The following is a 22772-nucleotide window of genomic DNA, read 5'->3' as shown; positions in this document are numbered from 1 at the left end:
CGCTCCCACAGGTTATTGTGTCGGTCACAAAACTTATGTGCACCACTGCCCCTGTGGGAGCGAGCTTGCTCGCGATGAGGCCAGTACAGCCGCATCAATCCAGTGCCTTGAGCCGCGCCTCGATAAACCGCCGCTCCGGCTCCTGCCGGGTCAACGCCAGTGCCCGTTCCCACGCCGCCCGCGCCTCTTGCTTGCGACCCAGTTGCCGACAAAACTCCGCCCGCGCCGAATGCGCCAGGTGGTAATCCAGCAGTTCGCCCCGCGCCAGAATGGCGTCGACCAGCGTCAGCCCCGCCTGCGGTCCATCGCGTTGGGAAATCGCCGCCGCACGATTCAACTCGATCACCGGCGACGGCACCGCCCGCAGCAGCACGTCATACAGGCCGACAATCTGCGGCCAATCGGTTTCCCCCGCCGTCGAGGCTTCGGCATGCACTGCCGCGATGGCCGCTTGCAGGCAATAGGACCCGAATCGCCCCAAGCCCAACGCGTGCTCGATCAGCGCGCAGCCTTCAGTGATCAAGCCGGCGTCCCACAACGAACGGTCCTGCTCGTCCAGCACAATCAGCTCGCCGCTCGCCGAAGTCCTGGCCGGGCGTCGCGACTCGTGCAGCAGCATCAACGCCAGCAAGCCCATGACCTCCGGCTCCGGCAACAACTCCACCAGTAACCGGCCGAGACGGATCGCCTCGCGGGTCAAGTCCTCGCGGACCAGTTCGGCACCGATGGATGCCGAGTAGCCCTCGTTGAACACCAGATAGATCACCCGTAATACGCTGTCCAGGCGCTCGGGCAACTCAGCCAGCGTCGGCACTTGATAAGGGATTTTCGCGTCGCGGATCTTCGCCTTGGCGCGCACGATGCGCTGGGCGATGGTGGCCGGGGCCGAGAGAAAGGCCCGGGCGATTTCTTCCGTGGTCAGGTCACAGACTTCCCGCAGCGTCAGCGGCACTTGCGCGTCCGCCGCCAGGGCCGGGTGGCAGCAAGTGAAGATCAGCCGCAGGCGATCGTCTTCCACGTCTTCATCACTCCAGTCTGCCTGTTCCAGCGCCTCCAGCTGTGCGATCAGCAAGGGCTGCGACGCGGCAAAGCGGGCGCGCCGGCGCAAGGCATCGATGGCCTTGAAGCGCCCGGCGGACACCAGCCAGGCCCGCGGATTGTCCGGCACGCCGTCACGCTGCCAGCGTTCAACCGCGATGAAAAACGCCTCGTGCAAGGCCTCCTCGGCGAGGTCGAAATCACCGAGCAAACGAATCAGGGTCGCAAGAATGCGCCGCGACTCTTCGCGATAGACCCGCTCGACCTGCGCCTGAACCGGCAGCCCTGGCATCTTAAGGATTCAACTGCCGAACGGGGCGCACTTCGACACTGCCGACCCGGGCCGCCGGAATGTTCCCGGCGACCTGGATGGCTTCGTTGAGGTCCTTGGCATCGATCAGGTAAAAGCCGGCCAACTGCTCCTTGGTTTCAGCGAATGGACCATCGGTGATCGACAGCTTGCCGTTGCGCATGCGCACGGTAGTGGCCGTCTGCACCGACTCCAGCGCCTCGGCGGCGACCATCCGGCCACTGCCCTGGATCGACTCGGCATAGGCCATGCACTCTTCGTCCTTCGGGCTTTCCGGCAGCGAATGCAGCAGGCGCTCATCGCTGTAGACCAGGCATAGGTACTTCATCACGCTCTCCTTATCGAACGATCAACTATGGTCGCTGACTGGCATTCTGGCTCGGCTTCCCGACGATCAGGGCTTGAGGTCGAACAGCGTCGCGCCGCTGGTCATGTCGAACGGCGCCGACCAATGTTCGTGGACGATCTGCCACAGCCCGGCTTCCTGTCGATAGCACTGCGAGACACGCATCCAGCAAGCCTGGGTTTCGCCCTTGTCGTTGGTGCCACCGCAATGGGCCAGCCAGTGAGCGAAAGCGATCTCCTGGGACGGCTCGATGGTGATTTCGTGGAATTCGAAAATGTGCGGGCCGGGGCACATTTCCATGCAGGCCTGCCAATGTGCGCGGTACGCCGGCTTGCCCTTGAATTGCAGGGCCTTGACCGCGTCGAAGGAGACGATGTCATCGGCATACAGAGCCATGACTTTTTCAATGTCCTTGGCCATGACCGCCTGACGGTAGTTCTCGATGAGGTTCTGTATCTGGGTTTGCGAGTTCATGGTGGTTCTCCGTGGTTTTTATTGGAAGACACCCTTAGTCGTCTGGCGATCCGGCGAATCGACAGAACAAATAAAAATAATCCAAACGGCCAGAATCGCTAGAATCCGAGGTTCTATTCATGTTGGAAAAAGGACACTCCCGTGACAGCCCGACTCGTGCCTTACGAAAGCCTGAATGCGCAGCAGCGCCAACAGGTCGAGGCCATCGAAGTACATCCGGAGCAAATAAAGTTCTCCGGTGATATCCACGGTGCATTGCACACCTTGCTGTCCAGGCCCGGCCCGGGGGTCAAAGGATTTGCCCTGCTGGCCGAAGACATTCCCGTGGCCTTCCTGCTGCTCAAACGCCCACCCGTATTGCCTGCGTGGGCCAATGAACACAGCGCCACGCTGCATGCATTGCAAGTCGATCAACGCGCCCAGGGCAAAGGCTACGGCAAGGCCTGCCTGCAGGCGCTGCCGGAGGCGGCACGCCTGGCCTGGCCGGAAATCCGGGGGCTGGAGCTGTCGGTGGATGCCGACAACGCGGCCGCCATTGCCCTGTACGAAAGGTTCGGCTTTGTCGACAGCGGCGAGGCGTACAAGGGCAGGATCGGTTATGAGCGGCGGATGGGGTTGGTGTTTTGAACACGGCCCCCACCAACACCACAAAACCACTGTGGGAGCGAGCTTGCTCGCGATAGCGGATGATCAGTCGACATCTTTGTTGAATGTTACGCCGCCATCGCGAGCAAGCTCGCTCCCACAGAGGATCTATGTCGGGTCAGAGTTCCAGCACCATCTCATGCCACGCCATGCCGCCATGGTCCGACGCCGACGGTTTGACGTAGGCAAAACCGAACCCGGCATACAACGGAATATGCCGCTCCTTGCACATCAGGTTGATGCTGACCTTGCCCATCGCACGCATACGCTCGATGAATTCGCCCATCAAAAGCTTGGCCAGGCCCTGCCCCTGATAATCCGGGTGCACCACCACCGACATGATCACCACATGCGGCCCGGCCGGATCGTGGCCGATCAGTTCCTTGAACGCTTCGTCCGACATTTCCACCTGAAACGCCGCACCGGAGTTGATGAAACCGGCGACGACCCCGTCAACCTCGCCGACGATAAACCCCTCGGGCCAGGTGGCGATGCGGGTGGCGATCTTCTCGCGGGTCGCGGCTTCGTCACCTTCATAGGCAAGGGTTTCGATAGCAAAGCAGCGGTCCAGATCGGCGGGGGTGACGTTGCGGATGACGGTGTTCATGGCGGCTCGGGATCAGCATGGGAAAGGCTGGGGATGATAAATCAGCCGCCGTGGGACATCGAGAGACGAATCGGCTGATCCGCCTCTCGCGGCAGGTGTCATGCCTTGATTGGCAGCCAGAGTTCCAGCTTGCCGGTGTTGAGCTTGGGGTTGAAGTCTTCGCTGTAACGCTCGAACTCCGGCGCCGCCAATAGCTCGTGGCCGGACTGCGGCAGCCACGTGCCATGGATGTACTGGAAGGTTTGCGGCAGGGTGTCCAGCGGTCCCTTGTGTTCGAATACCACGTAGTGCTGAGGCTGAAGTTCTACCCAACGGTAGGTTTCCGGCAAGTCATCGAGCTTGCTGATCTCGACCCCGGCGATGTAATCGAAGCCGCCCTTGCCGTCGAAATTGCAGCAGACGCCGTAGGTGACTTCGCCTTTCTGGCCCGGAACTTTACCGATGTGGGGAATGAATTTATCCCAGAGTTCGGGAATGCCTTTTACTGTCTCTTGGGTAAATCGTTCGCCAAGTCCTGCGATCAGCAGAAAGTGTCCGTGTTCGAAACGGGGCTCCGTCACCTCGACGCGTGTTTGCTCATCCATGACTCGACTCCTGCGCTTAAAAGTGGGTTCGGCTGGGAGTATAGAAGCCAAACCCGATTCGCCCAGTTACAGGGCGTGCAACGGCTCGACCGCACCGGCGCCAACAAACTCGTTGTAACCCGATAGAATCACGTAGACCGCGAAATAGCAGAAGATCGCCGCCGATGCCATGTAGGAATAACGCAGCAACTTGTCGCCGAGCAACTTGCCGCCGTGGCTCGCGGCAAAGCACAGCCCGACACACCAGAGAATCCCCGCGCAGAGAAAACCGCCGAGAAACAGCGCTGAGCTGAGGGCGCCACCGCCACCGGAACGGGCGATCAGCGTGCCACCCACGGCGGCGAACCAGAGAATCGCACTGGGCGACGACATGGCCAGGAAGATCCCGCGAAAGAACTCCTTGCGATGGGAGTTCTGCCCCACCTCGGCCGATTGCGCCAGCACCGCTTCGTGGTGAATCGCCGAATAGATCATCTTCGCCGCGAAATACACCAGCAGCGCCGAGCCACCGATCCACAACACCCAGCGCACGGTTTCGTACTGCAGCAACACGGTCATGCCAGCCAGCGCCAGTACCGCGTAGATCAGGTCGCCGACGCAGGTCCCCAGGCCCAGGGCAAAGCCCTGGAAATAGCCGCGCTGCATGGCCAGGGTGATCATCGCGATGTTGGCCACGCCGATATCCAGGCACAGCGAAAGGCTCAGCAAGAAGCCGCTGGTAAATTCCATCGAACCCTATCCTTCGGAAAAATTTGTTTACTTTGAGGCTGGACAGTCTGCCACACCAGCCCTTACATTCCGCCTCAGGTCACCGCAGTGACCAGCGTCGCTCGGACGGTTCCGGGCGCTTACGTTATCCGAGGCAACAATGGCCGAACAAGGTTCGCCGCGCCGCTTTGCGCGCATCGATCGACTCCCCCCTTACGTTTTCAACATCACTGCCGAGCTGAAGATGGCCGCCCGTCGTCGTGGCGAGGACATCATCGACTTGAGCATGGGCAACCCCGACGGCGCCACGCCGCCGCACATCGTCGAAAAACTCGTCACGGTGGCCCAGCGCGAAGACACCCACGGCTACTCCACCTCCAAGGGCATTCCGCGCCTGCGCCGGGCGATTTCCAACTGGTACAAGGACCGCTACGAGGTCGACATCGACCCGGAAAGCGAAGCCATCGTCACCATCGGTTCCAAGGAAGGCCTGGCACATCTGATGCTGGCCACCCTGGATCAGGGCGACACCGTGCTGGTGCCCAACCCGAGCTACCCGATTCACATCTACGGTGCCGTGATTGCTGGCGCCCAGGTGCGGTCGGTGCCGCTGGTGCCGGGCGTGGATTTCTTCGCGGAGCTGGAGCGGGCCATTCGCGGCTCGATTCCGAAGCCGAAGATGATGATCCTCGGTTTCCCGTCCAACCCGACCGCCCAGTGCGTGGAGCTGGATTTCTTCGAGCGCGTCATCGCCCTCGCCAAGCAGTACGACGTGCTGGTGGTGCACGACCTGGCCTACGCCGACATCGTCTACGACGGCTGGAAAGCCCCGTCGATCATGCAGGTGCCGGGGGCCAAGGACATTGCGGTGGAGTTCTTCACCCTGTCCAAGAGCTACAACATGGCTGGCTGGCGCATTGGCTTCATGGTCGGCAACCCGGAACTGGTCAACGCCCTGGCGCGGATCAAGAGCTACCACGACTACGGCACCTTCACCCCGCTGCAAGTGGCGGCGATTGCTGCCCTGGAAGGCGATCAGCAATGCGTGCGCGACATCGCCGAGCAGTATCGGCAGCGCCGCAACGTACTGGTCAAGGGCCTGCATGAACTGGGCTGGATGGTGGAAAACCCGAAAGCGTCGATGTACGTCTGGGCCAAAATCCCTGAGGCTTATGCGCACCTGGGTTCGCTGGAGTTCGCCAAGAAACTGCTGGCCGAAGCCAAGGTGTGCGTCTCGCCGGGCGTCGGGTTTGGCGAGTACGGCGATGATCACGTGCGCTTTGCCCTGATCGAAAACCAGGACCGGATTCGCCAGGCCGTACGCGGGATACGCGGGATGTTCCGGGCGGATGGGCTAGTCACCAAATCCAACACCTGACCCATATCTCCTGTGGGAGCGAGCTTGCTTGCGATGGCGTCGTATCAGTCAATAATAATGGCGACTGATACACCGCTATCGCGAGCAAGCTCGCTCCCACAGGGTCTTGTATAGTCCTTGAAGTCGAGCACCCATAAAAAAACCGCATCGCTGCGGTTTTTTTGTGTCTGTCGAATCGCTTAGACGAACAGCGACAACAACAGGATAAAGCCCAGGCCCACCACCGACAGGATGGTTTCCATCGCCGTCCAGGTCTTGAAGGTTTCGGCCACGGTCATGTTGAAGTACTGCTTGACCAGCCAGAAGCCGGCGTCGTTGACGTGCGACAGGATCAGGGAGCCGGCACCGGTGGCCAGCACCAGCAACTCACGGTTCACACCCGGAATCATCCCCACCACCGGCACCACGATGCCCGCGCCAGTGATGGTCGCCACAGTCGCCGAACCGGTGGCGATGCGAATCACCGCCGCCACCAGCCAGGCCAGCAGGATCGGCGAGATCTGTGCGTTCACCGCCATGTGGCCGATCACGTCACCCACGCCGCTGGTCACCAGCATCTGCTTGAAGCCGCCACCGGCACCGATGATCAGGATGATCGCGGCGGTCGGCGCAAGGCTGGCATCCAGCCATTTCATCATTTGGCTGGAACCGATGCCCTGCTTGTAACCGAAGGTATACAGCGACAGCAGCAACGCCAGCAGCAGCGCCGAAATCGGGTGACCGATCAGGTCCATGAAAGCGCGGAAGATGTTGCCATCGGGCAGCACCACGTCGGCAAAGGTCTTGAGCAGCATCAGGAACACCGGCAGCAGCACGGTTACCAGCGTGATGCCAAAGCTCGGCAGTTCAGCCGAATCCGTTTCGCGCGCCAGTTGATCCACCAGCTCCTGGTTCGGATGACCGGGAATGTGCTTGGCAATGAACGTACCGAAGATCGGGCCGGCGATGATGGCGGTTGGCAGCGCAACGATCAGGCCGTAAAGAATGGTCTTGCCGATGTCGGCACCGAACACGCCGATCGCCAGCAGCGGCCCCGGGTGCGGCGGCACCAGGCCATGTACCGCGGACAGACCCGCCAGCAACGGGATACCGATCTTGATGATCGACACGCCAGTGCGGCGAGCGACGATGAACACCAGCGGGATCAGCAGCACGAAGCCGATTTCGAAGAACAGCGGAATACCGACCAGGAACGCCGCGAACATCATCGCCCACTGCACCTTGTCCTTGCCGAAGGCGCGGATCAACGTCTGCGCGATCTGATCCGCACCGCCCGATTCGGCCATCATCTTGCCGAGCATCGTGCCCAGCGCGAGGATGATGCCGACAAAACCAAGCACGCCACCGAAGCCGTCCTGGAACGCCTTGATGATGGTGCCGATCGGCATGCCGGAGGTCAGCCCGAGGAAGGCTGCGGCGATGATCAGGGCGAGGAAGGGGTGCAATTTGAACTTGGTGATCAGGACGATAAGCCCGATCACCGTGACCACTGCATCGAGCAGCAGGAACGTCTCGTGGGACATGCCAAACATTAGGGGTGTCTCCTGGTTGTTGTTGTTATTAAAGCGGGTTAATCAGAAGTCGCGAGGACAGCGCTGTCTTTGCAAGCACAGTCATACCGCCTTCTTCAGGCCGTGCGCCTGCCACCAGACATGAGCCTGCGCAGCCAGTTGCTCGACGCTATGGGTCGAAGCATCCAGCGCCAGGGTCAACGGCTCGCCGACGGGCGATTCGAGGGTGGCGAACTGGCTGTCGATCAGGGTCGACGGCATGAAGTGGCCCGGCCGATGGGACACGCGGTCGGCGGCCACCTCGGGGGTCAACTCAAGGAACACGAAGCCCAGGCCCGGCAAGGCGCTGCGCAGACGTTCGCGATAGATGTGTTTGAGCGCCGAACAGGTCAGCACCGGGTGCTCGCCCTTGGCGTCGACACGGCGCAGTTCATCGCACAGGCTGTCGAGCCAGCCGGCGCGGTCTTCATCGTTCAGGGGGATCCCCGCGCTCATCTTTTCGATATTGGCGGCAGGGTGGAAAGAGTCGCCTTCAATGGCCGTAGCGCCGCTCAGTTGGCACAGGGCCTCGCTGACGCACGTCTTGCCGCAACCGGCAACGCCCATGATGACCAGGGCGGTGATGGGATGGTTCATGTAACACCTCAGCGCGCAGACAGCGCTACCTTTGCCAGTTATGACACTAGACCAAAAGCAGAAGTTGCCGACGCCTTTCTTGTCATTTTATGGGTTGCAGCAGGTTAGGTCCCAACGCCAAAAAGCAAGGATCAGGCGAACCCTCGCTCACGCATTTGCAGCCGCATCGAGACAGCGCTACCTTAGTGCCTTGAATTTTGTTTGGCAAGCCGTCGATGAACACAACCAAGAACGATAAAAATACCCGCACCACTGGCCGCCCTACCCTGAACGAAGTTGCCCGACTGGCCGGCGTCAGCCCGATCACCGCCTCCCGCGCCCTGCGTGGCGTCAGCACCGTGGCCACCGAACTGGTGGAAAAAGTGCAGAAAGCGGCGCTGGAACTCAACTATGTCGTCAACCCTGCCGCCCGCGCCCTGGCCTCGGCCCAGAGCCATTCGGTGGTGGTGTTGGTGCCATCGCTGTCCAACCTTTTATTCATCGACACCCTGGAAGCCATTCATCAGGTTTTGCGCCCCAAGGGCTTCGAAGTGCTGATCGGCAACTTCCACTACTCACGTGATGAAGAAGAAAACCTGCTGCGCAACTACATGGCCTATCAGCCACGGGGCTTGCTGCTGACCGGGTTCGACCGCACCGAAAGTTCGCGGCGGATGATCGAAGCCAGCAACATTCCCTGCGTGTACATGATGGAGCTGGACAGTGCGGCCGGGCTCAATTGCGTCGGCTTTTCGCAACTGGCGGCTGGCGAAACGGCGGCCGAACACTTGCTGTCCCGCGGTCGCAAGCGCCTGGCCTACATCGGCGCGCAACTGGACCAGCGCACCTTGCTACGCGGCGAAGGTTTCCGCAAAGCCCTGCAAAAGGCCGGTTTGTACGACCCGGCGCTGGAAGTGCTGACGCCCCGCCCGTCTTCGGTCGGCCTGGGCGGCGAATTGTTCCTGCAGATGATCGCCAGCCGCCCCGATGTCGATGCGATCTTCTTCGGCAACGACGACCTGGCCCAGGGCGCGCTGCTCGAAGCGATGCGACACGGGATCAAGATCCCCGAGCAAGTGGCGATCCTCGGCTTCAACGACCTGCCCATGTCCGAACACATGGTCCCGCGCCTGAGCAGCATCAACACCCCCCGCGAGGCCATCGGCCGCCGCGCGGCCGAGCAGATGCTGATGCTGATGGCCGGCAACACCGTGGCCAGGCCGGTGCAGGACATGGGGTTTGAGTTGAAGGTGCGCGAAAGTACATAAGCCCCTGCATCAATGTGGTCAGGCAAGGGACATTGTGGCGAGGGGGCTCGCCCCCGTTCGGCTGCGGAGCAGTCGTAGTCCGGTTCACAGGGTTTAACTGTATGACCGCAGTGTCTGTTTTTGGGGTCGCTTCGCAACCCAACGGGGGCAAGCCCCCTCGCCACAGAAAAGCCCCCTCACCTTCGCTCAGTGTTCAATCCTGCGGATCGAGGTTATCCAGCACCCGATTCACCGCCAGTTCCGCCAGCATGATGATCTGTGCGATCGCCAGCGCCGTGTTGCGCTGGCTGCCTTCCAGAAACGTTGCAAAGTCATTGGTCATCACACTCGCCGAGGCCAGTGATTCGCAGGCGTGCGCCAACAGCGTTTCGTTATTGATGCCGGGTGAGATGGAGAACATCGGGCTGGGATTGCGTGGGGGGTTGGGCGTGGGTTTGAACATGGCAATACTCCTAGAGTAGTGGAGCTGCCACGATTCGCTGCTAGACGAAAATAAGGTGGCAGCCGTGCGCGGGCTAGCAGACCAGGACTCTAGAACCCGGTAGACCCGAAGGTCTTCCCACGCACAGCCGCCATAACGTGAACTGGCGGGCAGATCACGATGGGTGGGCGTCATGCGTCTAAAGTATCCAGGCTGCTAGACCCGATCGCTGAATTTGCAGCGACACGGAACGATAGAGTCCGGATACCAGGCGCACAAGTCGGCGGATTCTGGCGTAGTTGTAGGCAAGGGTGCAAGAAAGCGTAACCTGCACAATTCATCTGAAGCCGCCCTCCTGCAGCGCCTTCCTACATGCCACCACCTACAATTGCCTGTACGTCATTCTCGCTGGAGCAGAACATGGAACATGTACTGAAGATTCTCGGCAAAGCGTCGTCCATCAACGTCAGAAAAGTCCTGTGGACCTGCGAGGAACTGGGCATCACCTACGAACGCGAGGATTGGGGCAGCGGTTTTGCTTCCACCCACAGCCCGGAGTTCCTCCGGTTCAATCCCAACGCGCAGGTGCCGGTGATCATCGATGAAGCCGGGGTGTTATGGGAGTCCAACACCATCTGCCGCTACCTGGTGGGCAAACACCATCACCATCATACCGAGCTGCTGCCTACCGAACCGGCCGCCCGCGCCCGGGTGGAGCAGTGGATGGATTGGCAAGCCACCGAGCTCAATCCGTCCTGGAGATACCCGTTCATGGCGCTGGTGCGCAAGGACCCGGAATTCCAGGACCCGCATAGCCTCGAGGTCGGCATTCGCGGCTGGAACCAGAAAATGGCCATCCTCGAACACCAACTCGCAACCACCAAGGCCTATGTCGCCGGACCGCGGTTTACCCTGGCCGACATCGTCATCGGCCTGTCCGTCAATCGCTGGCTGATGACCCCGATCGAGCGTCCGGACTACCCCGCCGTCGATGAGTATTTCAAGCGCCTGGCGCAACACCCCGGTTTCCTGAAGCATTGCTGCAACGGCTTGCCTTGAATGGCCGCAGGTTGCCGCCCGGCGGCAACCGCTGACCGAAACCCTGTCAGCACAATTACGCCAACTATTTGATTTTGTAGAATTTAATCCACGAGGCACGCTATTTGCTGAGACCACGCACCGCCATAGCCACAAGGTCTCTTCATCATGTTGGTCAGTGCAAAACAATCGTTGGTGACCCCACTCCCCAAGCGTCCCGGTGACGAGCCCTCCGCCGATGCCGCCGCCGGTCTTCAGGGCGGCATGCAGGCAGTCATCGCCCAGGCCATGCAAAACAATGTGCAGGCGCAAACCACAGCCACCCAACAGGTGCAGGACTCCGCCCCCCGGATCGCCACGCAGCACGTCAGCGAGGCGAGCAAGATCAGCGACAACGTCGACGAAGCGTTCGCCAAGACCCGCGTGAACCTGCAAGCGACAGACGCCACCCGGCTCAACGAAGGCTCGGCCACCGCCGAATTCAAGGACTACATGAGCAAAACGCCTGAAGAGCGTCTGCGCGACAGTATCCTGAAAGAGATGGGCATTACTGAGGAAGAACTGAAAGCCATGCCGCCGGAGAAACAACAGACGGTGGCGCAAGAAATTGCCGATCGCATGAAGGACAAAATGCAATTGGCGCAAGCCGAGAAAGACAACGGCAGCAGTCCGGTGGTCGACAAGCTCCTCGCCTCGCTCTAAGCCTTTTTGCTTTTTTGTAGGAGCGAGCTTGCTCGCGATGGTCGTTAACGATAACGCGTGTGGCCTGGATAAACGCGGCGCATTTGAGTCCATCGCCAGCAGGCTGGCTCCTACAGTTGCGGTCTCCTGTAGGAGCGAGCTTGCTCGCGATGGTCGTACTGGATGAACGCGGCGCACTTGAGTCCATCGCGAGCAAGCTCGCTCCTACAATTACCGCGACTAGTTCAGTTGCAACGTCGAGTTGAACTGACTGATCGCATCCACCACATGCCGTGAGCCCTGCTGGATTTCCAGGATCACCTCCCCCGCTTCGTTCGCCAGTTCCACGCCCAGGCCGGTTCGACTCAGACTCGATTGCATGCTCGACACCGCACTCAACGACAAATCGTGGTTCTTGCGCACCACCTCGACGATCTCCAGCGTCGCCTGGCTGGTACGCGCCGCGAGGCTGCGCACCTCATCGGCCACTACCGCAAACCCGCGCCCGTGCTCACCGGCCCGCGCCGCTTCAATCGCCGCGTTGAGCGCCAGCAGGTTGGTCTGATCGGCAATGCCGCGGATGGTCTGCACGATGGTGCCGATGATGTCGGACTGTTTGTTCACGGCGTCGATGCTCAGTGCCGCCTCGTTCAAGTCCCGGGAAATGTCCTGGATGATCTGCACTGTCTGCTGCACCACTTCGGAGCCCTTGCGCGCGCAGACGTCGTTTTGCACCGAGGTACTGTGGGCCGATTCGGCGGCGGTTTGCAGGGTAGTCATCTGGTGAGTGATGTCGCTGGCAAACTTGACCACTTTGTACAAACGCCCCTTGGCGTCGAACAAGGGGTTGTAGGACGCTTCGAGGAATACCGTCTGACCTTGCTTGTTCCGGCGCTCGAAACGATGGGAGTGATATTCGCCGCGGTTGAGCGAAGCCCAGAAATTGCGGTAACCCTGGGACTCGGCTTCGGCACGGTGGCAAAACAGGCTGTGATGCTGCCCCACCACTTCGTTGAGCGAGTACTGCATGGTTTTCAGGAAGTTGTCGTTGGCGCTGATGACCTTGCCTTCGGGCGTGAATTCGATCACGGCCATGGAGCGGCCGATCGCAGCGAGTCGGCTTTCGTTTTCGTGCTCCTTGTTGACCCGGTCGGTGATGTCGGTAGCGACCTTGATCACGCTCTTGACCTGCCGGTCGGGGCCCAGCACCGGCATGTAGCTGGCTTCGAGCCAGATTTCACGGCCGCTTTTGTGCAAGCGCAAAAAGGTCCCGCTCAGCGGTTCGCCCCGCGCCAGGTCGCGCCATAGTTTGGTGTAGTCGTCGCTGCGGTAGTACTGCTCTTCACAAAAGATCCGGTGATGCTTACCGCGTACGTCTTCGGCGCTGTAACCCATGGCACTGCAAAAGTTTTCATTGGCATCGATGACGATGCCATCCGGGGTGAATTCAATCATCGCCATCGAACGACTGACCGCCGCCAACTTGGCGTTGGCCTCGGTCAGCGCACAGCTGAAGCGTTCGATTTCCAGCAGGTCAGCCTTGTGATGTAGGTTGAACATTGTTGTATCACCTTCCGCGCGATTTTTTGATTAATGAAAGTTGCAGGTCTTTCACATCCACCACTACGTTCCGTGGAACAGGCACACGCATCCCTCCAAAAAGAAGGACTAGTCAGGTGATAAACGATGATCAATCGGAGGGTCCTTGTAGCGACACGCTCATCAAGACATCCTTTTCTTGATAGCCCGCATGCGGGCCAGCCCTAACAGGTTCGAATCAAATTCCATTTAAATGCACAGCTCCCTGTGTTCAAGTGTTGGTGCCTTTGATTGCGCACTCTGGCGGCAAGTCGACCGCCTCATCACGGTCGACATAACCAGTTACAGCTGATCATAGACAGCAACCTTGGGCTTGCAAGGCCACTAGTCGGCCAGCATTGAGGACAAAAACGGTTCAGCTGCTTGTTGGGGGGTGCTCGTCGATCAAGGTAGATCAGCGGCCGGCGGTTAAAGCGGCGTTGGCCGCCGAACTGGCGTAAGACTTCAAATCGAATCGCGAGCAAGCTCGCTCCCACAGGATTTTGGGGTTCCCAAATATTGCATCCGCTGCAGTTCCCCTGTGGGAGCGAGCTTGCTCGCGATGGCTACTTTCCAGGCACTACAAAACTACAAGCTAGCACTCACCTTGCTGGCCACCTCCCCCGGCACCCAGCCCTTCCACACCTGCGGCTGCTCACGCAAAAACGCTTCGGCGACTTCGCGGGGTTTCTGCCGTTTTTCACTCATCTGGCCCAGGGTCTGGTTCAACAGATCAATCGGCAGGTCGACCTTTTCGAAGAACGTCACCAGGTCCGGGTATTGCGCCTTGAACGGTGCCGACACGCCAATGGCCAGGCTCGCCGGCATCGAGCGCGTGCCTTTGGGGTTCGGGTTGTTGGCGTCGGCCAGGGTTTTCCAGGCTTCGGCGTCGAACGGCGGTTCGTCGAGCTTCACCAGTTTGAATCGCCCCAACAGCGGTGTCGGCGACCAGTAGTAGAACAGCACCGGTTTGCCACGGCGGATCGACGATGCCACTTCTGCGTCCAGCGCTGCGCCGGAACCGGTGCGGAAGTTGACGTAGCTGGCGGTCAGGTCATAAGCCTTGAGTTTCTGGCTGTTGACGATTTCCGAGGTCCAGCCGGTGGGGCTGTTGAGGAAGCGTCCGCGGCTCGGGTCTTCAGGGTCGCGGAATACGTCCTTGTACTTCGCCAGGTCGGCAACGGACTTGAGCTCCGGGGCCAAGGGCTTGATGCCGCGCTCGGGATCGCCCTTGATCACGTACTCCGGCACCCACCAACCCTCGGTGGCGCCTTTGACCGTATCGCCGAGGCCGAAGACCTTGCCCTCGGCGGCAGCCTTGACCCAGGCCGGGCTGCGCCCGGCCCACTCTTCACCGATGACCTGGATATCGTTTTTGGCCAGCGCCGCTTCCAGGCTGACGGTGCTGCCCGGCAGCGTATCGGTCGGGTAGCCGTAACCTTTTTCAACGATCAGGCGCAGGATTTCGGTGATGAGGCTGCCGCTTTCCCATGTGATGTCGCCAAAGTGGATAGGCGCCGCTTTTTCCGTGGCCGATGCCGGGTGGGACAACAGGCTCAGGGCCAGCAGCGAACTGCCGAGCAGGGTTTTGATCGATCTCATGCGGACCTCTTGTTCTGGAGTGGGCGGTTCAGGGATTGGTTGGCGCTGTGCCGGTCGCACAGGGCCTGGGAACGGGTCATGTAGTCGCTGACCGAACGCAGGGAGATACCCAGCGCAGCGGCAATTTGCGGATAGGTCAGGCCGTCGATCCGAGATAGCAGGAAGGTCGAGCGCACTTTGCCGGGCAGCCGCTGAAGACTGCGCTCCACACGGGTCAGGGTCTGGGACCGTTGAGCCAGCTCCTCCGGTGATTCGGCGTGGATCGGCTCGGCCTGATGCAGTTGCTGAAGGTACTGGCGCTCCAGGTCACCTCGACGCCAACGCTGAAAGAGCAGGCGCCGGGCAATGGTGGTGAGTAGGGCTCGAGGTTCACGGATTGCCGTCAGGCCAGGCGCCTGGAGCAGTTGCATGAAGGTTTCGCAGGCAATGTCTTCGACAGCGGCGGCATCGTTCAGGGACCGACGCAGGCGTGTGCAGAGCCAGTGGTAGTGGGCACGGAACAGTCCGTCCACCTGTTTGCGGTGAAGAATATCGGCGCCGGACATAGGGGCTCCTGGGTTAGGGGTCGCTGAATGTCCGGTGGTCCGGTGAGGCGAATCCTAGCAAGGAGCCTTATTCATTAATAATACTTAAAACTTATTTTTATATTCTCTTATGGAATTAAAGATCTATTGCGCCTGACCGTCCGTCATCGCGGGCAAGCCCGCTCCCACAGGTACACCGAAACCCTGTGGGAGCGTGGCTTGCCCGCGAAAAATGGACCTGTCGACCCGACATTTACGCCCTATCGCAAATCTCCATATCCCAGCGCCTCGGCCTCACGCTGATAATCGAGCACAACCTGATAGTCGCTTTCACTGGCGGGCAGCACCTGCGGCAAACCAAGGATTTCGGCAACGTCCGGTAATTCGCGCAACGCCTGATTCATCGCCTGCAATAGCCCTTCAGCCTGCTGATCGCTGACGGTGGCGGCCGTGATGTAGGGCAACGTCGGACTCAATGCACTGCGGGCAATCACGCGCAAACCGGTCACTTCTTCCTCGGCGTACCGGGCCAGATTGGCAAATGTCACGCTGTCGATGGCCGCCAGATCGGCAAGCCCCTCGCGTAACCAGCGCAGGCTTTCACGATGACTGCAGCTGATGCCGACCTCGGCAAAAAAACGCCCGTCACGCTGCAACGGCGCCAACCGGTGGCGCAGTAAATTCATGCCGCTGTTGGAGTCATGGCCATTGATCACGCCTCGACTGCCGCGAAAATCCGCCAGGATCTGGCGCGGATCATCGACCCGTCCCAGGATCAGACTGCAGTGATTGCCGCCGCTGCTGTCCGGCAGTTCGTAACGCGGCCGCCCCAGCACCCGGACCTTGCCGCGCAACGCTGTCATCAGCGGATAGCCGCAGGTTTGGGTGAGCAGCAAATGCGGCGACAGCCACATCTCCATCAGTGACAGCCCTTCGGCATCGCCGCGGGTTTCGCCAAGGTGCTCGAGGATTCGCGCCAGCCAGCGTTCGTTGGCCTGGTGGATGGGTTCGGGGGCGGTGTACATCAGCAGTTCGGCGATGTGTTGGGTCATCGAGATAGTCCCATGCAACGAAAATCCCCTGTGGGAGCGAGCCTGCTCGCGATGGCGTCGTGTCAGTCAACATCCATGCAGCTTTCGCGAGCAGGCTCGCTCCCACAGTAGGTCAGTGGCGATTGAAGAATCAGTGAAACGGATGCCTCGGGCTGTCGATGGCCTTTACGCCGTATTCACGCCACAGCTGCCCATACCCCTGCACCAGGAATCCACCGCTACGCGCCAGCCATTGCTCGCGGCGGGCCCAATAGGCGCGGGGCAAGTCGTACCAGGGCAACCCCGGCAACTCGTGGTGCACCAGGTGGAAATTGAGGTTCAGGAACAGCCAGCGCCACGGCCACGCCGCTTCATTGAGCACGGTGCGCTGCTCCGGCGCCGCATGAGGTCGATGTTCATAGTAGGAGCGAATCATCGCAATCGACAGCGCCGGCACGCTGACCAGCAACAGGTAATGCCACACCGGCAACACGCTGTAGCGCGCGATGAACAGCAGCATCAACAGGGTCAAGGCGCCATGGCTGAGCCACATCAACCAGGCTTGGCGCTCGCCGCTTTTCAGGCGTTGCAGTTCTTCCCGGGCCAGCGTCAGCAAGGCGATTGGCGCACCGAGCAGAAAGCGCCCGAGCACGGTTTTGTTCAACCAGTGCAGGCCTTGTTCGAACAACGAACTGCCCTGCCACTGCTCGGCATTCAGGTAACGGCTTTCCGGATCGCGACCGGGGATGGTCAGGTCTTCATCGCGGTGGTGCAGCAAATGGCTGTCGCGATACAAGGTATAGGGATACCAGACGGCAAACGGTGCGTAGCCGAGGGTTTTGTTCAACAGCGGCCAGCGGGTCGGATGACCGTGCAGCAGTTCGTGCTGCACCGACAGCCACAACACCACCACGGGAATCAGCAACAACGTGCTCAACCACAGGCCCAATGAATCACTGGCCAGAACAAGGGCGAACCACGCGCTGTACACGCCAATCAAAAGCAACCAGGTCGGCCACTCGGTGCGGGCGGTGAGGCGTTGGCGCAGGGTTTCGATTTCTTCTCGGTGGGCTGCATCGAAATAATGAGGCATGGCATTGCTCGGATCGGGGACCAATCCTCTTCTGTGCAACGACGCCCGGATTTCTTGCAGATTATTTTCAATGTGATCGCTCCCGCATTGCGCGGGAGCGATCGGTCAGCGCAGGCTCAATGCCCGAACACATTGACCTTTTTGGCTTTCTTGTCGGCGCGCTTTTCGATAGCGGTTTTCGCCGGCTTTTTCTTGTCTGCTTTCTTTGAATCCATACCTTTGGACATGATGCGTACTCCACTCGTGGGGATGTGAGATCAGGTATACACCTATCCCGGCGCGCGTGTTCTTTTATAATCGCCGCTTTGCACACCGACAGTCCGAGACCATGCCCGACACCCAGTACGCCCTGCTCGACGAGCCGTTATGGCCATTGATGAACAAGTTCTATCGCGCTCACCAATCGTCGATGAAAGCCGTGCGCGACGCGCAGCTCTGGGTGGCCCGGCGTGACGGGATTGTTGCCGCACTGTGTTTGCGACCGGTGTCCGGCGGGCATTGGCTGACCGGGTTGTTTGTCGATCCGCAGTGCCGGGAACAAGGGATGGCCGCCGGGTTGATTGCGGCTGCGGTGAAGGATTGCGAACTGCCGGTGTGGTTGTTCTGTCATCCGGACTTGCGCGGGTTTTATGAGCGGCGCGGCTTTACGTTCGACCCGCCGATGCCTTATGCGATGGTTGAACGGTTGAGCCGGTATGCGCGCAGCAAGCCGATGATTGCGATGGGGTTGGCGCCGAAGTAAGCGATATCAAAAATGTGGGAGCGAGCCTGCTCGCGAAGGCGGTGTGTCAGTCACCATCAATGCTGACTGTCAGACCGCTTTCGCGAGCAGGCTCGCTCCCACATTGGTTTGTGGTGTGCTCAGTCGTCGGCGTTGGGGTCCAGGTCCGGGAACATCACTTCGGTGAAGCCGAACTTGCTGAAGTCGGTGATGCGCGACGGGTACAGGCGGCCGATCAGGTGGTCGCACTCATGCTGCACCACCCGCGCGTGGACCCCCGAAGCAACGCGCACGATGGGCTCGCCCTTGGGGTCGACGCCTTCGTAGCGGATCTGCTGGTAACGCTGCACCGCGCCGCGCAGGCCGGGCACGGACAAACAGCCTTCGAAGCCCTCCTCCATGATCGGGCTCAGCGGCGTGATCAAGGGGTTGATCAGGATCGTCTGCGGCACGGCCTCGGCATCCGGATAACGCTCGCTGTGCTCGAAACCGAAGATCACCAGTTGCAGGTCGACGCCGATCTGCGGAGCCGCCAGGCCAACGCCCCCCACACTTTCCATGGTCTGGAACATGTCATCGATCAGTTGCCACAGCTCGGGGCTGTCGAACATCTCGGCCGGTACCGGCGGGGCAATGCGCAGCAGGCGCTCGTCGCCCATTTTCAGAATTTCACGAATCATGATCAGGTTTCATCAATGGTCGGTTTGATTGAGTGATCGCGGCCCAGGCCCGAGACGTGGTGTTTTTCCTCATGGACGGGACCATGCTCGCCAGCCACTTTTTCCCCAGGGTCCTTGCCCTCTCGCGACATGTGTTCGATCACCGCGTTCATCTCCGCGCCCAGCAGCAGCACCGCGGCGGAAATGTAGAAGTACAGCAACAGCACGATGATCGCACCGATACTGCCATACATGGCGTTGTAGTTGGCGAACTCCTTGACGTACAAACCGAAGCCCAGGGAGGCAATGATCCACACCACCACCGCCAGTACCGAGCCCGGCGTGATGAAGCGGAATTCCTGTTTAACGTCGGGCATGACGAAGTAGATCAACGCCACCGCGACCATCAGCAGAATCACGATCACCGGCCAGCGCAAGAGGGTCCAGAGCGTGACGATAAAGTACTCAAGGCCGACTTGCGCAGCGATCCAGCCCATCACCTGCGGCCCGAGCACCATCAGTGCGGCGGCAATCAGCAGCATGCCGGCAATGCCGACGGTGTAGATGATCGACAACGGAAAGCGCTTCCACAGCGGGCGCCCTTCAACCACGTCGTAGGCCGCGTTCATCGCGCTCATCATCAGCCGCACACCGGCGGAGGCGGTATACAGCGCAATCACGATACCCACCGAGAGCAAACCACCCTTGGACTGCTGAAGCTGGTCGATCACCGGGTTGACCTGTTCCAGCGCCTGGGGCGGCAGCACCAGTTCCGATTGCAGGCGCAGCCAGGAGAAGAAGTCCGGCAGGTGCAGGAAGCCGATCAGGGCGATCAGGAACAGGATGAACGGAAACAGCGAAAACAGCATTTGATAGGCCAGCGCCGAGGCATAAGTCGACATCTCGTCGGCGATGAACTCGGTGACCGTGCGCATCATCACACGGTGCAGGGGCAGGCCTCTCATGTCCGGAAAAATCATTCGCGTCTCCATTCGCCGCATATGGATTTGGGTTGGAGTCGTGGTGACTCAGGGGCCGTTTTTTATCATCAAGGTAGCCCAGTTGGCGACTTTGAAACAATTTCAAGATGCAAGTTCAGGCTGACACAAAAACGGCCATCCGAGATGGCCGCTTCGTGTTTTCATTAAACGGCCGGATCACGCGTCGTCGATGCCTTTTTTAAGCGCATCCTTAGCCTTGCCCACTGCTTGCTGGGCCTCGCCTTTCTTTTCCTGCATCACGCCCTCGGCACGCAACTTGTCGTTGCCGGTGGCCTTGCCGACACCCTGCTTGACGTTGCCGGCGGCTTCATTGGCCATGCCTTTGACTTTATCGCTTGTGCTGCCCATGGTGATTCTCCTGTGAACAGTTCAATGGGAAGAAAAGTCGTTACACAAGGTTGACCAGGGGCTTTTGCAGGGAGTTTCATTTATTTTCACCACGACATTTCATCGTTCAGTGCAGGTTGCGCTTTATGTTTGCGGGCCAACCCCCGAGAATGCGCAACACGTTCAGGCCATGGCGCTGAAGATCCAATCCCGTAGGAATGTTATGAAACTCGATAAAAAGCAGGCCATTGCCCGCAGAAACCAGGAACTCGGCGGTGCTGTGCTTGGCGTCAACAACTGCCACTTCGCCGAATTGAACCGTAATCGCAACATCTGGTGGTTCGACCTCCCGGTGACGCGCCTGGCAATCGGTCAGTACGAGTGGATCCACCTGCTGATGCACACGCCGGCCACCGACGAACTGTTGCACCTGAAAGTGCCGACCGTGTTCCTGCGCGAGAAGCTCGAAGGGCTGGTGGTGCGCAATGAAGGCAAGCGCAAGGCTGCATTGAGCCTGGAACTGAGCGCCGACAAGGACTCCTTCCTGCAAGACATGCGCCCGGCAGGCACCAACGTCAACTTCGCGCCGTTTCGCCAACAATAAAGAAAAGATCGCAGCCTTCGGCAGCTCCTACATGGGATCGCGGTCACCTGTAGGAGCTGCCGAAGGCTGCGATCTTTTGACCTTCAACAAAAAGCCCCGCATCTGCGGGGCTTTTTGTCGATTACGCGGTGGCTTTCTTCGCGTTGATCTTCTTCAGCTCTTCATCGCGCAATTCACGACGCAGGATCTTGCCGACGTTGGTGGTCGGCAGTGCATCGCGGAACTCCACGGAGCGCGGGACCTTGTAGCCGGTGACGTTGGCGCGCATGTGCTCCATCACCTGTTCCTTGGTCAGGGTCACGCCAGGCTTGGCGACGATGAAAATCTTGATCGCTTCGCCCGACTTCTCATCCGGCACACCGATGGCCGCGCATTGCAGCACGCCCGGCAGGGTCGCCAGCACGTCTTCGAGCTCGTTCGGGTACACGTTGAAACCGGACACCAGGATCATGTCTTTCTTGCGATCGACGATGCGCATGTAGCCATCAGGCTGGATCAGCGCGATGTCACCGGTCTTCAACCAGCCTTCGCTGTCGAGGATTTCATCGGTGGCTTCCTGGCGCTGCCAGTAACCCTTCATGACCTGCGGCCCCTTCACGCACAGCTCGCCGATTTCGCCCATCGGTTGTTCGACACCGGCATCGTTGATGATTTTGCACAGGGTCGACGGCACCGGAATGCCGATGGTGCCGATCTGGATGTTCTGGATCGGGTTGACCGTGGCCACCGGGCTGGTTTCGGTCATGCCGTAGCCCTCGCAGATGGCGCAACCGGTGACCGCCTTCCAGCGTTCGGCTGCGGCCAGTTGCAGGGCCATGCCGCCCGACAAGGTGACTTTCAGCGCGGAGAAGTCCAGCTTGCGGAAGCCTTCGTTGTTGCACAGGGCCACGAACAGTGTGTTCAAACCGACGAAGCCGCTGAACTTCCACTTCGACAGTTCCTTGACCATCGCCGGCAGGTCACGCGGGTTACTGATCAGGATGTTGTGGTTGCCGATCAGCATCATCGCCATGCAGTGAAAAGTGAACGCATAGATGTGGTACAGCGGCAGCGGTGTGATCAGGATCTCGCAGCCTTCATTGAGGTTGGAACCCATCAGCGCCTTGCACTGCAGCATGTTCGCCACCAGGTTGCGGTGGGTCAGCATCGCGCCCTTGGCCACACCGGTGGTGCCGCCGGTGTATTGCAGCACCGCGACATCGCTGCTGGCCGGATTGGCTTCCGCCACTGGCTGGCCCTGGCCTTTGCTCAGCACGTCGTTGAACTTGACGGCTTTTGGCAAGTGATAGGCCGGCACCATCTTCTTCACGTACTTGATGACGCTGTTGATCAGCAGGCGCTTGAGCGGCGGCAGCAAGTCGGCGACTTCGGTGACGATCACGTGCTTGACGCCGGTTTTCGGCACCACGGTTTCCGCCAGGTGCGCCATGTTGGCGAGGCACACCAGGGCCTTGGCACCGGAGTCGTTGAATTGGTGTTCCATCTCCCGCGCGGTGTACAGCGGGTTGGTGTTGACCACGATCAGCCCGGCGCGGATGGCACCGAAGACGGCAACCGGGTACTGCAACACGTTGGGCAGTTGCACGGCGATTCGATCGCCTGGCTGCAAATCGGTATGCTGTTGCAGATAAGCGGCAAACGCACCGGACAATTCGTACAGCTCACCGTAGGTGAGTGTCTTGCCCAGGTTGCTGAATGCCGGCTTGTTGGCGAAGCGTTGGCAGGATTGCTTCAACACTGCCTGAATATTCGGATACTCGTCTGGATTGATCTCAGCAGCAATCCCAGCTGGGTACTTATCCTTCCAAAAGTCTTCGATCATGGAAGCCCACTCCTCAGCAACGCGAATTCAGCACCGCATTTGATGCGATTATTATTGGTGTTTGGTCATTGGTGAATCTGGCTGATAGAAGGCCGAGAAGTCACAAAGCGCGCCGAGAGTAGCAGCTTTGCCAAGGGTCGACTAGAGCCAAAAGCGGCCTCTACGGTCACATTTGTGACTCAAGAC

Annotated in this window: 24 protein-coding genes and 2 pseudogenes; 7 read left to right on the top strand and 19 right to left on the bottom strand. The window is 59.9% G+C overall.

Annotation, left to right across the window (positions count from 1 at the left end):
* Window positions 1-94 precede the first annotated feature (94 nt).
* The 3 genes from PMI26_RS15755 to PMI26_RS15765 all read right to left on the bottom strand — a co-directional run bounded on the left by PMI26_RS15755 (window position 95) and on the right by PMI26_RS15765 (window position 2168).
* Window positions 95-1330 carry an RNA polymerase sigma factor gene (locus PMI26_RS15755; protein WP_007974504.1) on the bottom strand — a complete coding sequence of 412 codons (1236 nt, stop codon included), beginning with the start codon at window positions 1328-1330 and terminating at the stop codon, window positions 95-97.
* Window position 1331: 1 nt separating this feature from the next.
* Window positions 1332-1676 carry a YciI family protein gene (locus tag PMI26_RS15760; protein ID WP_007974501.1) on the bottom strand — a complete coding sequence of 115 codons (345 nt, stop codon included), beginning with the start codon at window positions 1674-1676 and terminating at the stop codon, window positions 1332-1334.
* A gap of 66 nt (window positions 1677-1742) precedes the next feature.
* Window positions 1743-2168 (bottom strand): YybH family protein, encoded by a 426-nt coding sequence (locus PMI26_RS15765; protein ID WP_007974498.1) that lies wholly within the window; start codon window positions 2166-2168, stop codon window positions 1743-1745.
* Window positions 2169-2309: 141 nt separating this feature from the next.
* On the opposite strand from PMI26_RS15765, the gene PMI26_RS15770 reads away from it, so the two are divergent.
* Window positions 2310-2795, top strand: a complete 486-nt coding sequence (locus PMI26_RS15770) for a GNAT family N-acetyltransferase (protein ID WP_007974496.1) — start codon at window positions 2310-2312, stop codon at window positions 2793-2795.
* A gap of 136 nt (window positions 2796-2931) precedes the next feature.
* Here PMI26_RS15770 and PMI26_RS15775 read toward each other — a convergent pair whose 3' ends face one another.
* The 3 genes from PMI26_RS15775 to PMI26_RS15785 all read right to left on the bottom strand — a co-directional run bounded on the left by PMI26_RS15775 (window position 2932) and on the right by PMI26_RS15785 (window position 4733).
* Window positions 2932-3420, bottom strand: coding sequence for a GNAT family N-acetyltransferase (locus PMI26_RS15775; RefSeq protein WP_007974493.1), 489 nt, complete (start codon window positions 3418-3420; stop codon window positions 2932-2934).
* Between the two features lie 98 nt (window positions 3421-3518).
* Window positions 3519-4004, bottom strand: coding sequence for a GyrI-like domain-containing protein (locus PMI26_RS15780; protein WP_007974491.1), 486 nt, complete (start codon window positions 4002-4004; stop codon window positions 3519-3521).
* Window positions 4005-4070: 66 nt separating this feature from the next.
* A complete protein-coding gene (locus tag PMI26_RS15785) occupies window positions 4071-4733 on the bottom strand; it encodes a LysE family translocator (RefSeq protein WP_007974489.1) in 663 nt (220 codons plus the stop codon).
* A gap of 139 nt (window positions 4734-4872) precedes the next feature.
* Between PMI26_RS15785 and alaC the strand changes: the two genes are divergently transcribed.
* A complete protein-coding gene (gene alaC / locus PMI26_RS15790; protein WP_007974487.1) occupies window positions 4873-6090 on the top strand; it encodes an alanine transaminase in 1218 nt (405 codons plus the stop codon).
* A 179-nt stretch (window positions 6091-6269) separates the two neighbouring features.
* On the opposite strand, the gene PMI26_RS15795 is transcribed toward alaC, so the two are convergent.
* The gene (locus PMI26_RS15795; RefSeq protein WP_007974485.1) at window positions 6270-7622 is read right to left on the bottom strand and encodes a GntP family permease; all 1353 of its coding nucleotides are present in this window, start codon (window positions 7620-7622) and stop codon (window positions 6270-6272) included.
* An 81-nt stretch (window positions 7623-7703) separates the two neighbouring features.
* The gene (locus tag PMI26_RS15800; protein ID WP_007974483.1) at window positions 7704-8237 is read right to left on the bottom strand and encodes a gluconokinase; all 534 of its coding nucleotides are present in this window, start codon (window positions 8235-8237) and stop codon (window positions 7704-7706) included.
* A 215-nt stretch (window positions 8238-8452) separates the two neighbouring features.
* Here PMI26_RS15800 and PMI26_RS15805 point away from each other — a divergent pair, with 215 nt between their 5' ends.
* A complete protein-coding gene (locus PMI26_RS15805; protein ID WP_007974481.1) occupies window positions 8453-9484 on the top strand; it encodes a LacI family DNA-binding transcriptional regulator in 1032 nt (343 codons plus the stop codon).
* 193 nt (window positions 9485-9677) lie between these two features.
* On the opposite strand, the gene PMI26_RS15810 is transcribed toward PMI26_RS15805, so the two are convergent.
* Window positions 9678-9926: a DUF6124 family protein gene (locus tag PMI26_RS15810; protein WP_007974480.1), complete on the bottom strand. Its 249-nt coding sequence runs from the start codon at window positions 9924-9926 to the stop codon at window positions 9678-9680.
* 399 nt (window positions 9927-10325) lie between these two features.
* On the opposite strand from PMI26_RS15810, the gene PMI26_RS15815 reads away from it, so the two are divergent.
* Both PMI26_RS15815 and PMI26_RS15820 read left to right on the top strand, forming a co-directional pair.
* On the top strand, window positions 10326-10964 hold the full coding sequence (locus tag PMI26_RS15815) for a glutathione S-transferase family protein (protein WP_007974478.1): 639 nt from the start codon (window positions 10326-10328) through the stop codon (window positions 10962-10964).
* 147 nt (window positions 10965-11111) lie between these two features.
* Window positions 11112-11645, top strand: coding sequence for a hypothetical protein (locus PMI26_RS15820; protein ID WP_007974476.1), 534 nt, complete (start codon window positions 11112-11114; stop codon window positions 11643-11645).
* A gap of 219 nt (window positions 11646-11864) precedes the next feature.
* Here the strand turns inward: PMI26_RS15820 and PMI26_RS32345 are convergent.
* The 6 genes and pseudogenes from PMI26_RS32345 to PMI26_RS15845 form a co-directional block, all read right to left on the bottom strand.
* Window positions 11865-12275, bottom strand: a pseudogene (locus PMI26_RS32345) (methyl-accepting chemotaxis protein); the annotation flags it as partial.
* Between the two features lie 138 nt (window positions 12276-12413).
* Window positions 12414-13079: pseudogene (locus PMI26_RS32340) on the bottom strand (PAS domain-containing protein); the annotation flags it as partial.
* 711 nt (window positions 13080-13790) lie between these two features.
* Window positions 13791-14804, bottom strand: a complete 1014-nt coding sequence (locus PMI26_RS15830) for an ABC transporter substrate-binding protein (protein ID WP_007974473.1) — start codon at window positions 14802-14804, stop codon at window positions 13791-13793.
* The gene (locus PMI26_RS15835; RefSeq protein WP_007974471.1) at window positions 14801-15349 is read right to left on the bottom strand and encodes a sigma-70 family RNA polymerase sigma factor; all 549 of its coding nucleotides are present in this window, start codon (window positions 15347-15349) and stop codon (window positions 14801-14803) included. The genes PMI26_RS15830 and PMI26_RS15835 overlap by 4 nt, the downstream gene beginning before the upstream one ends.
* A gap of 239 nt (window positions 15350-15588) precedes the next feature.
* On the bottom strand, window positions 15589-16380 hold the full coding sequence (locus tag PMI26_RS15840) for a phosphate/phosphite/phosphonate ABC transporter substrate-binding protein (RefSeq protein ID WP_007974469.1): 792 nt from the start codon (window positions 16378-16380) through the stop codon (window positions 15589-15591).
* A gap of 130 nt (window positions 16381-16510) precedes the next feature.
* On the bottom strand, window positions 16511-17452 hold the full coding sequence (locus PMI26_RS15845; RefSeq protein ID WP_007974468.1) for a fatty acid desaturase: 942 nt from the start codon (window positions 17450-17452) through the stop codon (window positions 16511-16513).
* 328 nt (window positions 17453-17780) lie between these two features.
* On the opposite strand from PMI26_RS15845, the gene PMI26_RS15850 reads away from it, so the two are divergent.
* Window positions 17781-18194 carry a GNAT family N-acetyltransferase gene (locus tag PMI26_RS15850; protein ID WP_007974465.1) on the top strand — a complete coding sequence of 138 codons (414 nt, stop codon included), beginning with the start codon at window positions 17781-17783 and terminating at the stop codon, window positions 18192-18194.
* A gap of 119 nt (window positions 18195-18313) precedes the next feature.
* On the opposite strand, the gene def is transcribed toward PMI26_RS15850, so the two are convergent.
* The 3 genes from def to PMI26_RS15865 form a co-directional block, all read right to left on the bottom strand.
* Window positions 18314-18853 carry a peptide deformylase gene (gene def / locus PMI26_RS15855; protein WP_007974463.1) on the bottom strand — a complete coding sequence of 180 codons (540 nt, stop codon included), beginning with the start codon at window positions 18851-18853 and terminating at the stop codon, window positions 18314-18316.
* Between the two features lie 2 nt (window positions 18854-18855).
* A complete protein-coding gene (locus PMI26_RS15860; RefSeq protein WP_007974461.1) occupies window positions 18856-19812 on the bottom strand; it encodes a YihY/virulence factor BrkB family protein in 957 nt (318 codons plus the stop codon).
* 177 nt (window positions 19813-19989) lie between these two features.
* Window positions 19990-20181, bottom strand: coding sequence for a CsbD family protein (locus PMI26_RS15865; RefSeq protein WP_007974460.1), 192 nt, complete (start codon window positions 20179-20181; stop codon window positions 19990-19992).
* Between the two features lie 202 nt (window positions 20182-20383).
* On the opposite strand from PMI26_RS15865, the gene PMI26_RS15870 reads away from it, so the two are divergent.
* Window positions 20384-20764: a hypothetical protein gene (locus PMI26_RS15870; RefSeq protein ID WP_007974458.1), complete on the top strand. Its 381-nt coding sequence runs from the start codon at window positions 20384-20386 to the stop codon at window positions 20762-20764.
* A 121-nt stretch (window positions 20765-20885) separates the two neighbouring features.
* On the opposite strand, the gene fadD1 is transcribed toward PMI26_RS15870, so the two are convergent.
* Window positions 20886-22586 (bottom strand): long-chain-fatty-acid--CoA ligase FadD1, encoded by a 1701-nt coding sequence (fadD1, locus tag PMI26_RS15875; protein WP_007974456.1) that lies wholly within the window; start codon window positions 22584-22586, stop codon window positions 20886-20888.
* Window positions 22587-22772 lie beyond the last annotated feature (186 nt).

Origin of the sequence: Pseudomonas sp. GM33, assembly GCF_000282295.1 — a bacterium.
GTDB classification, from domain to species: domain Bacteria; phylum Pseudomonadota; class Gammaproteobacteria; order Pseudomonadales; family Pseudomonadaceae; genus Aquipseudomonas; species Aquipseudomonas laurylsulfatiphila.
The sequence above is the reverse complement of the archived record's forward strand: the minus strand, read 5'-3'. Positions and strand labels throughout refer to the sequence as shown.

Bases quoted from the DNA above. Each gene is read 5' to 3' on its own strand.
- PMI26_RS15755 (WP_007974504.1), bottom strand. From the start codon at position 1,330: ATGCCAGGGCTGCCGGTTCAGGCGCAGGTCGAGCGGGTCTATCGCGAA.
- PMI26_RS15760 (WP_007974501.1), bottom strand. From the start codon at position 1,676: ATGAAGTACCTATGCCTGGTCTACAGCGATGAGCGCCTGCTGCATTCG.
- PMI26_RS15765 (WP_007974498.1), bottom strand. From the start codon at position 2,168: ATGAACTCGCAAACCCAGATACAGAACCTCATCGAGAACTACCGTCAG.
- PMI26_RS15775 (WP_007974493.1), bottom strand. From the start codon at position 3,420: ATGAACACCGTCATCCGCAACGTCACCCCCGCCGATCTGGACCGCTGC.
- PMI26_RS15780 (WP_007974491.1), bottom strand. From the start codon at position 4,004: ATGGATGAGCAAACACGCGTCGAGGTGACGGAGCCCCGTTTCGAACAC.
- PMI26_RS15785 (WP_007974489.1), bottom strand. From the start codon at position 4,733: ATGGAATTTACCAGCGGCTTCTTGCTGAGCCTTTCGCTGTGCCTGGAT.
- alaC (WP_007974487.1), top strand. From the start codon at position 4,873: ATGGCCGAACAAGGTTCGCCGCGCCGCTTTGCGCGCATCGATCGACTC.
- PMI26_RS15795 (WP_007974485.1), bottom strand. From the start codon at position 7,622: ATGTTTGGCATGTCCCACGAGACGTTCCTGCTGCTCGATGCAGTGGTC.
- PMI26_RS15800 (WP_007974483.1), bottom strand. From the start codon at position 8,237: ATGAACCATCCCATCACCGCCCTGGTCATCATGGGCGTTGCCGGTTGC.
- PMI26_RS15805 (WP_007974481.1), top strand. From the start codon at position 8,453: ATGAACACAACCAAGAACGATAAAAATACCCGCACCACTGGCCGCCCT.
- PMI26_RS15810 (WP_007974480.1), bottom strand. From the start codon at position 9,926: ATGTTCAAACCCACGCCCAACCCCCCACGCAATCCCAGCCCGATGTTC.
- PMI26_RS15815 (WP_007974478.1), top strand. From the start codon at position 10,326: ATGGAACATGTACTGAAGATTCTCGGCAAAGCGTCGTCCATCAACGTC.
- PMI26_RS15820 (WP_007974476.1), top strand. From the start codon at position 11,112: ATGTTGGTCAGTGCAAAACAATCGTTGGTGACCCCACTCCCCAAGCGT.
- PMI26_RS15830 (WP_007974473.1), bottom strand. From the start codon at position 14,804: ATGAGATCGATCAAAACCCTGCTCGGCAGTTCGCTGCTGGCCCTGAGC.
- PMI26_RS15835 (WP_007974471.1), bottom strand. From the start codon at position 15,349: ATGTCCGGCGCCGATATTCTTCACCGCAAACAGGTGGACGGACTGTTC.
- PMI26_RS15840 (WP_007974469.1), bottom strand. From the start codon at position 16,380: ATGACCCAACACATCGCCGAACTGCTGATGTACACCGCCCCCGAACCC.
- PMI26_RS15845 (WP_007974468.1), bottom strand. From the start codon at position 17,452: ATGCCTCATTATTTCGATGCAGCCCACCGAGAAGAAATCGAAACCCTG.
- PMI26_RS15850 (WP_007974465.1), top strand. From the start codon at position 17,781: ATGCCCGACACCCAGTACGCCCTGCTCGACGAGCCGTTATGGCCATTG.
- def (WP_007974463.1), bottom strand. From the start codon at position 18,853: ATGATTCGTGAAATTCTGAAAATGGGCGACGAGCGCCTGCTGCGCATT.
- PMI26_RS15860 (WP_007974461.1), bottom strand. From the start codon at position 19,812: ATGATTTTTCCGGACATGAGAGGCCTGCCCCTGCACCGTGTGATGATG.
- PMI26_RS15865 (WP_007974460.1), bottom strand. From the start codon at position 20,181: ATGGGCAGCACAAGCGATAAAGTCAAAGGCATGGCCAATGAAGCCGCC.
- PMI26_RS15870 (WP_007974458.1), top strand. From the start codon at position 20,384: ATGAAACTCGATAAAAAGCAGGCCATTGCCCGCAGAAACCAGGAACTC.
- fadD1 (WP_007974456.1), bottom strand. From the start codon at position 22,586: ATGATCGAAGACTTTTGGAAGGATAAGTACCCAGCTGGGATTGCTGCT.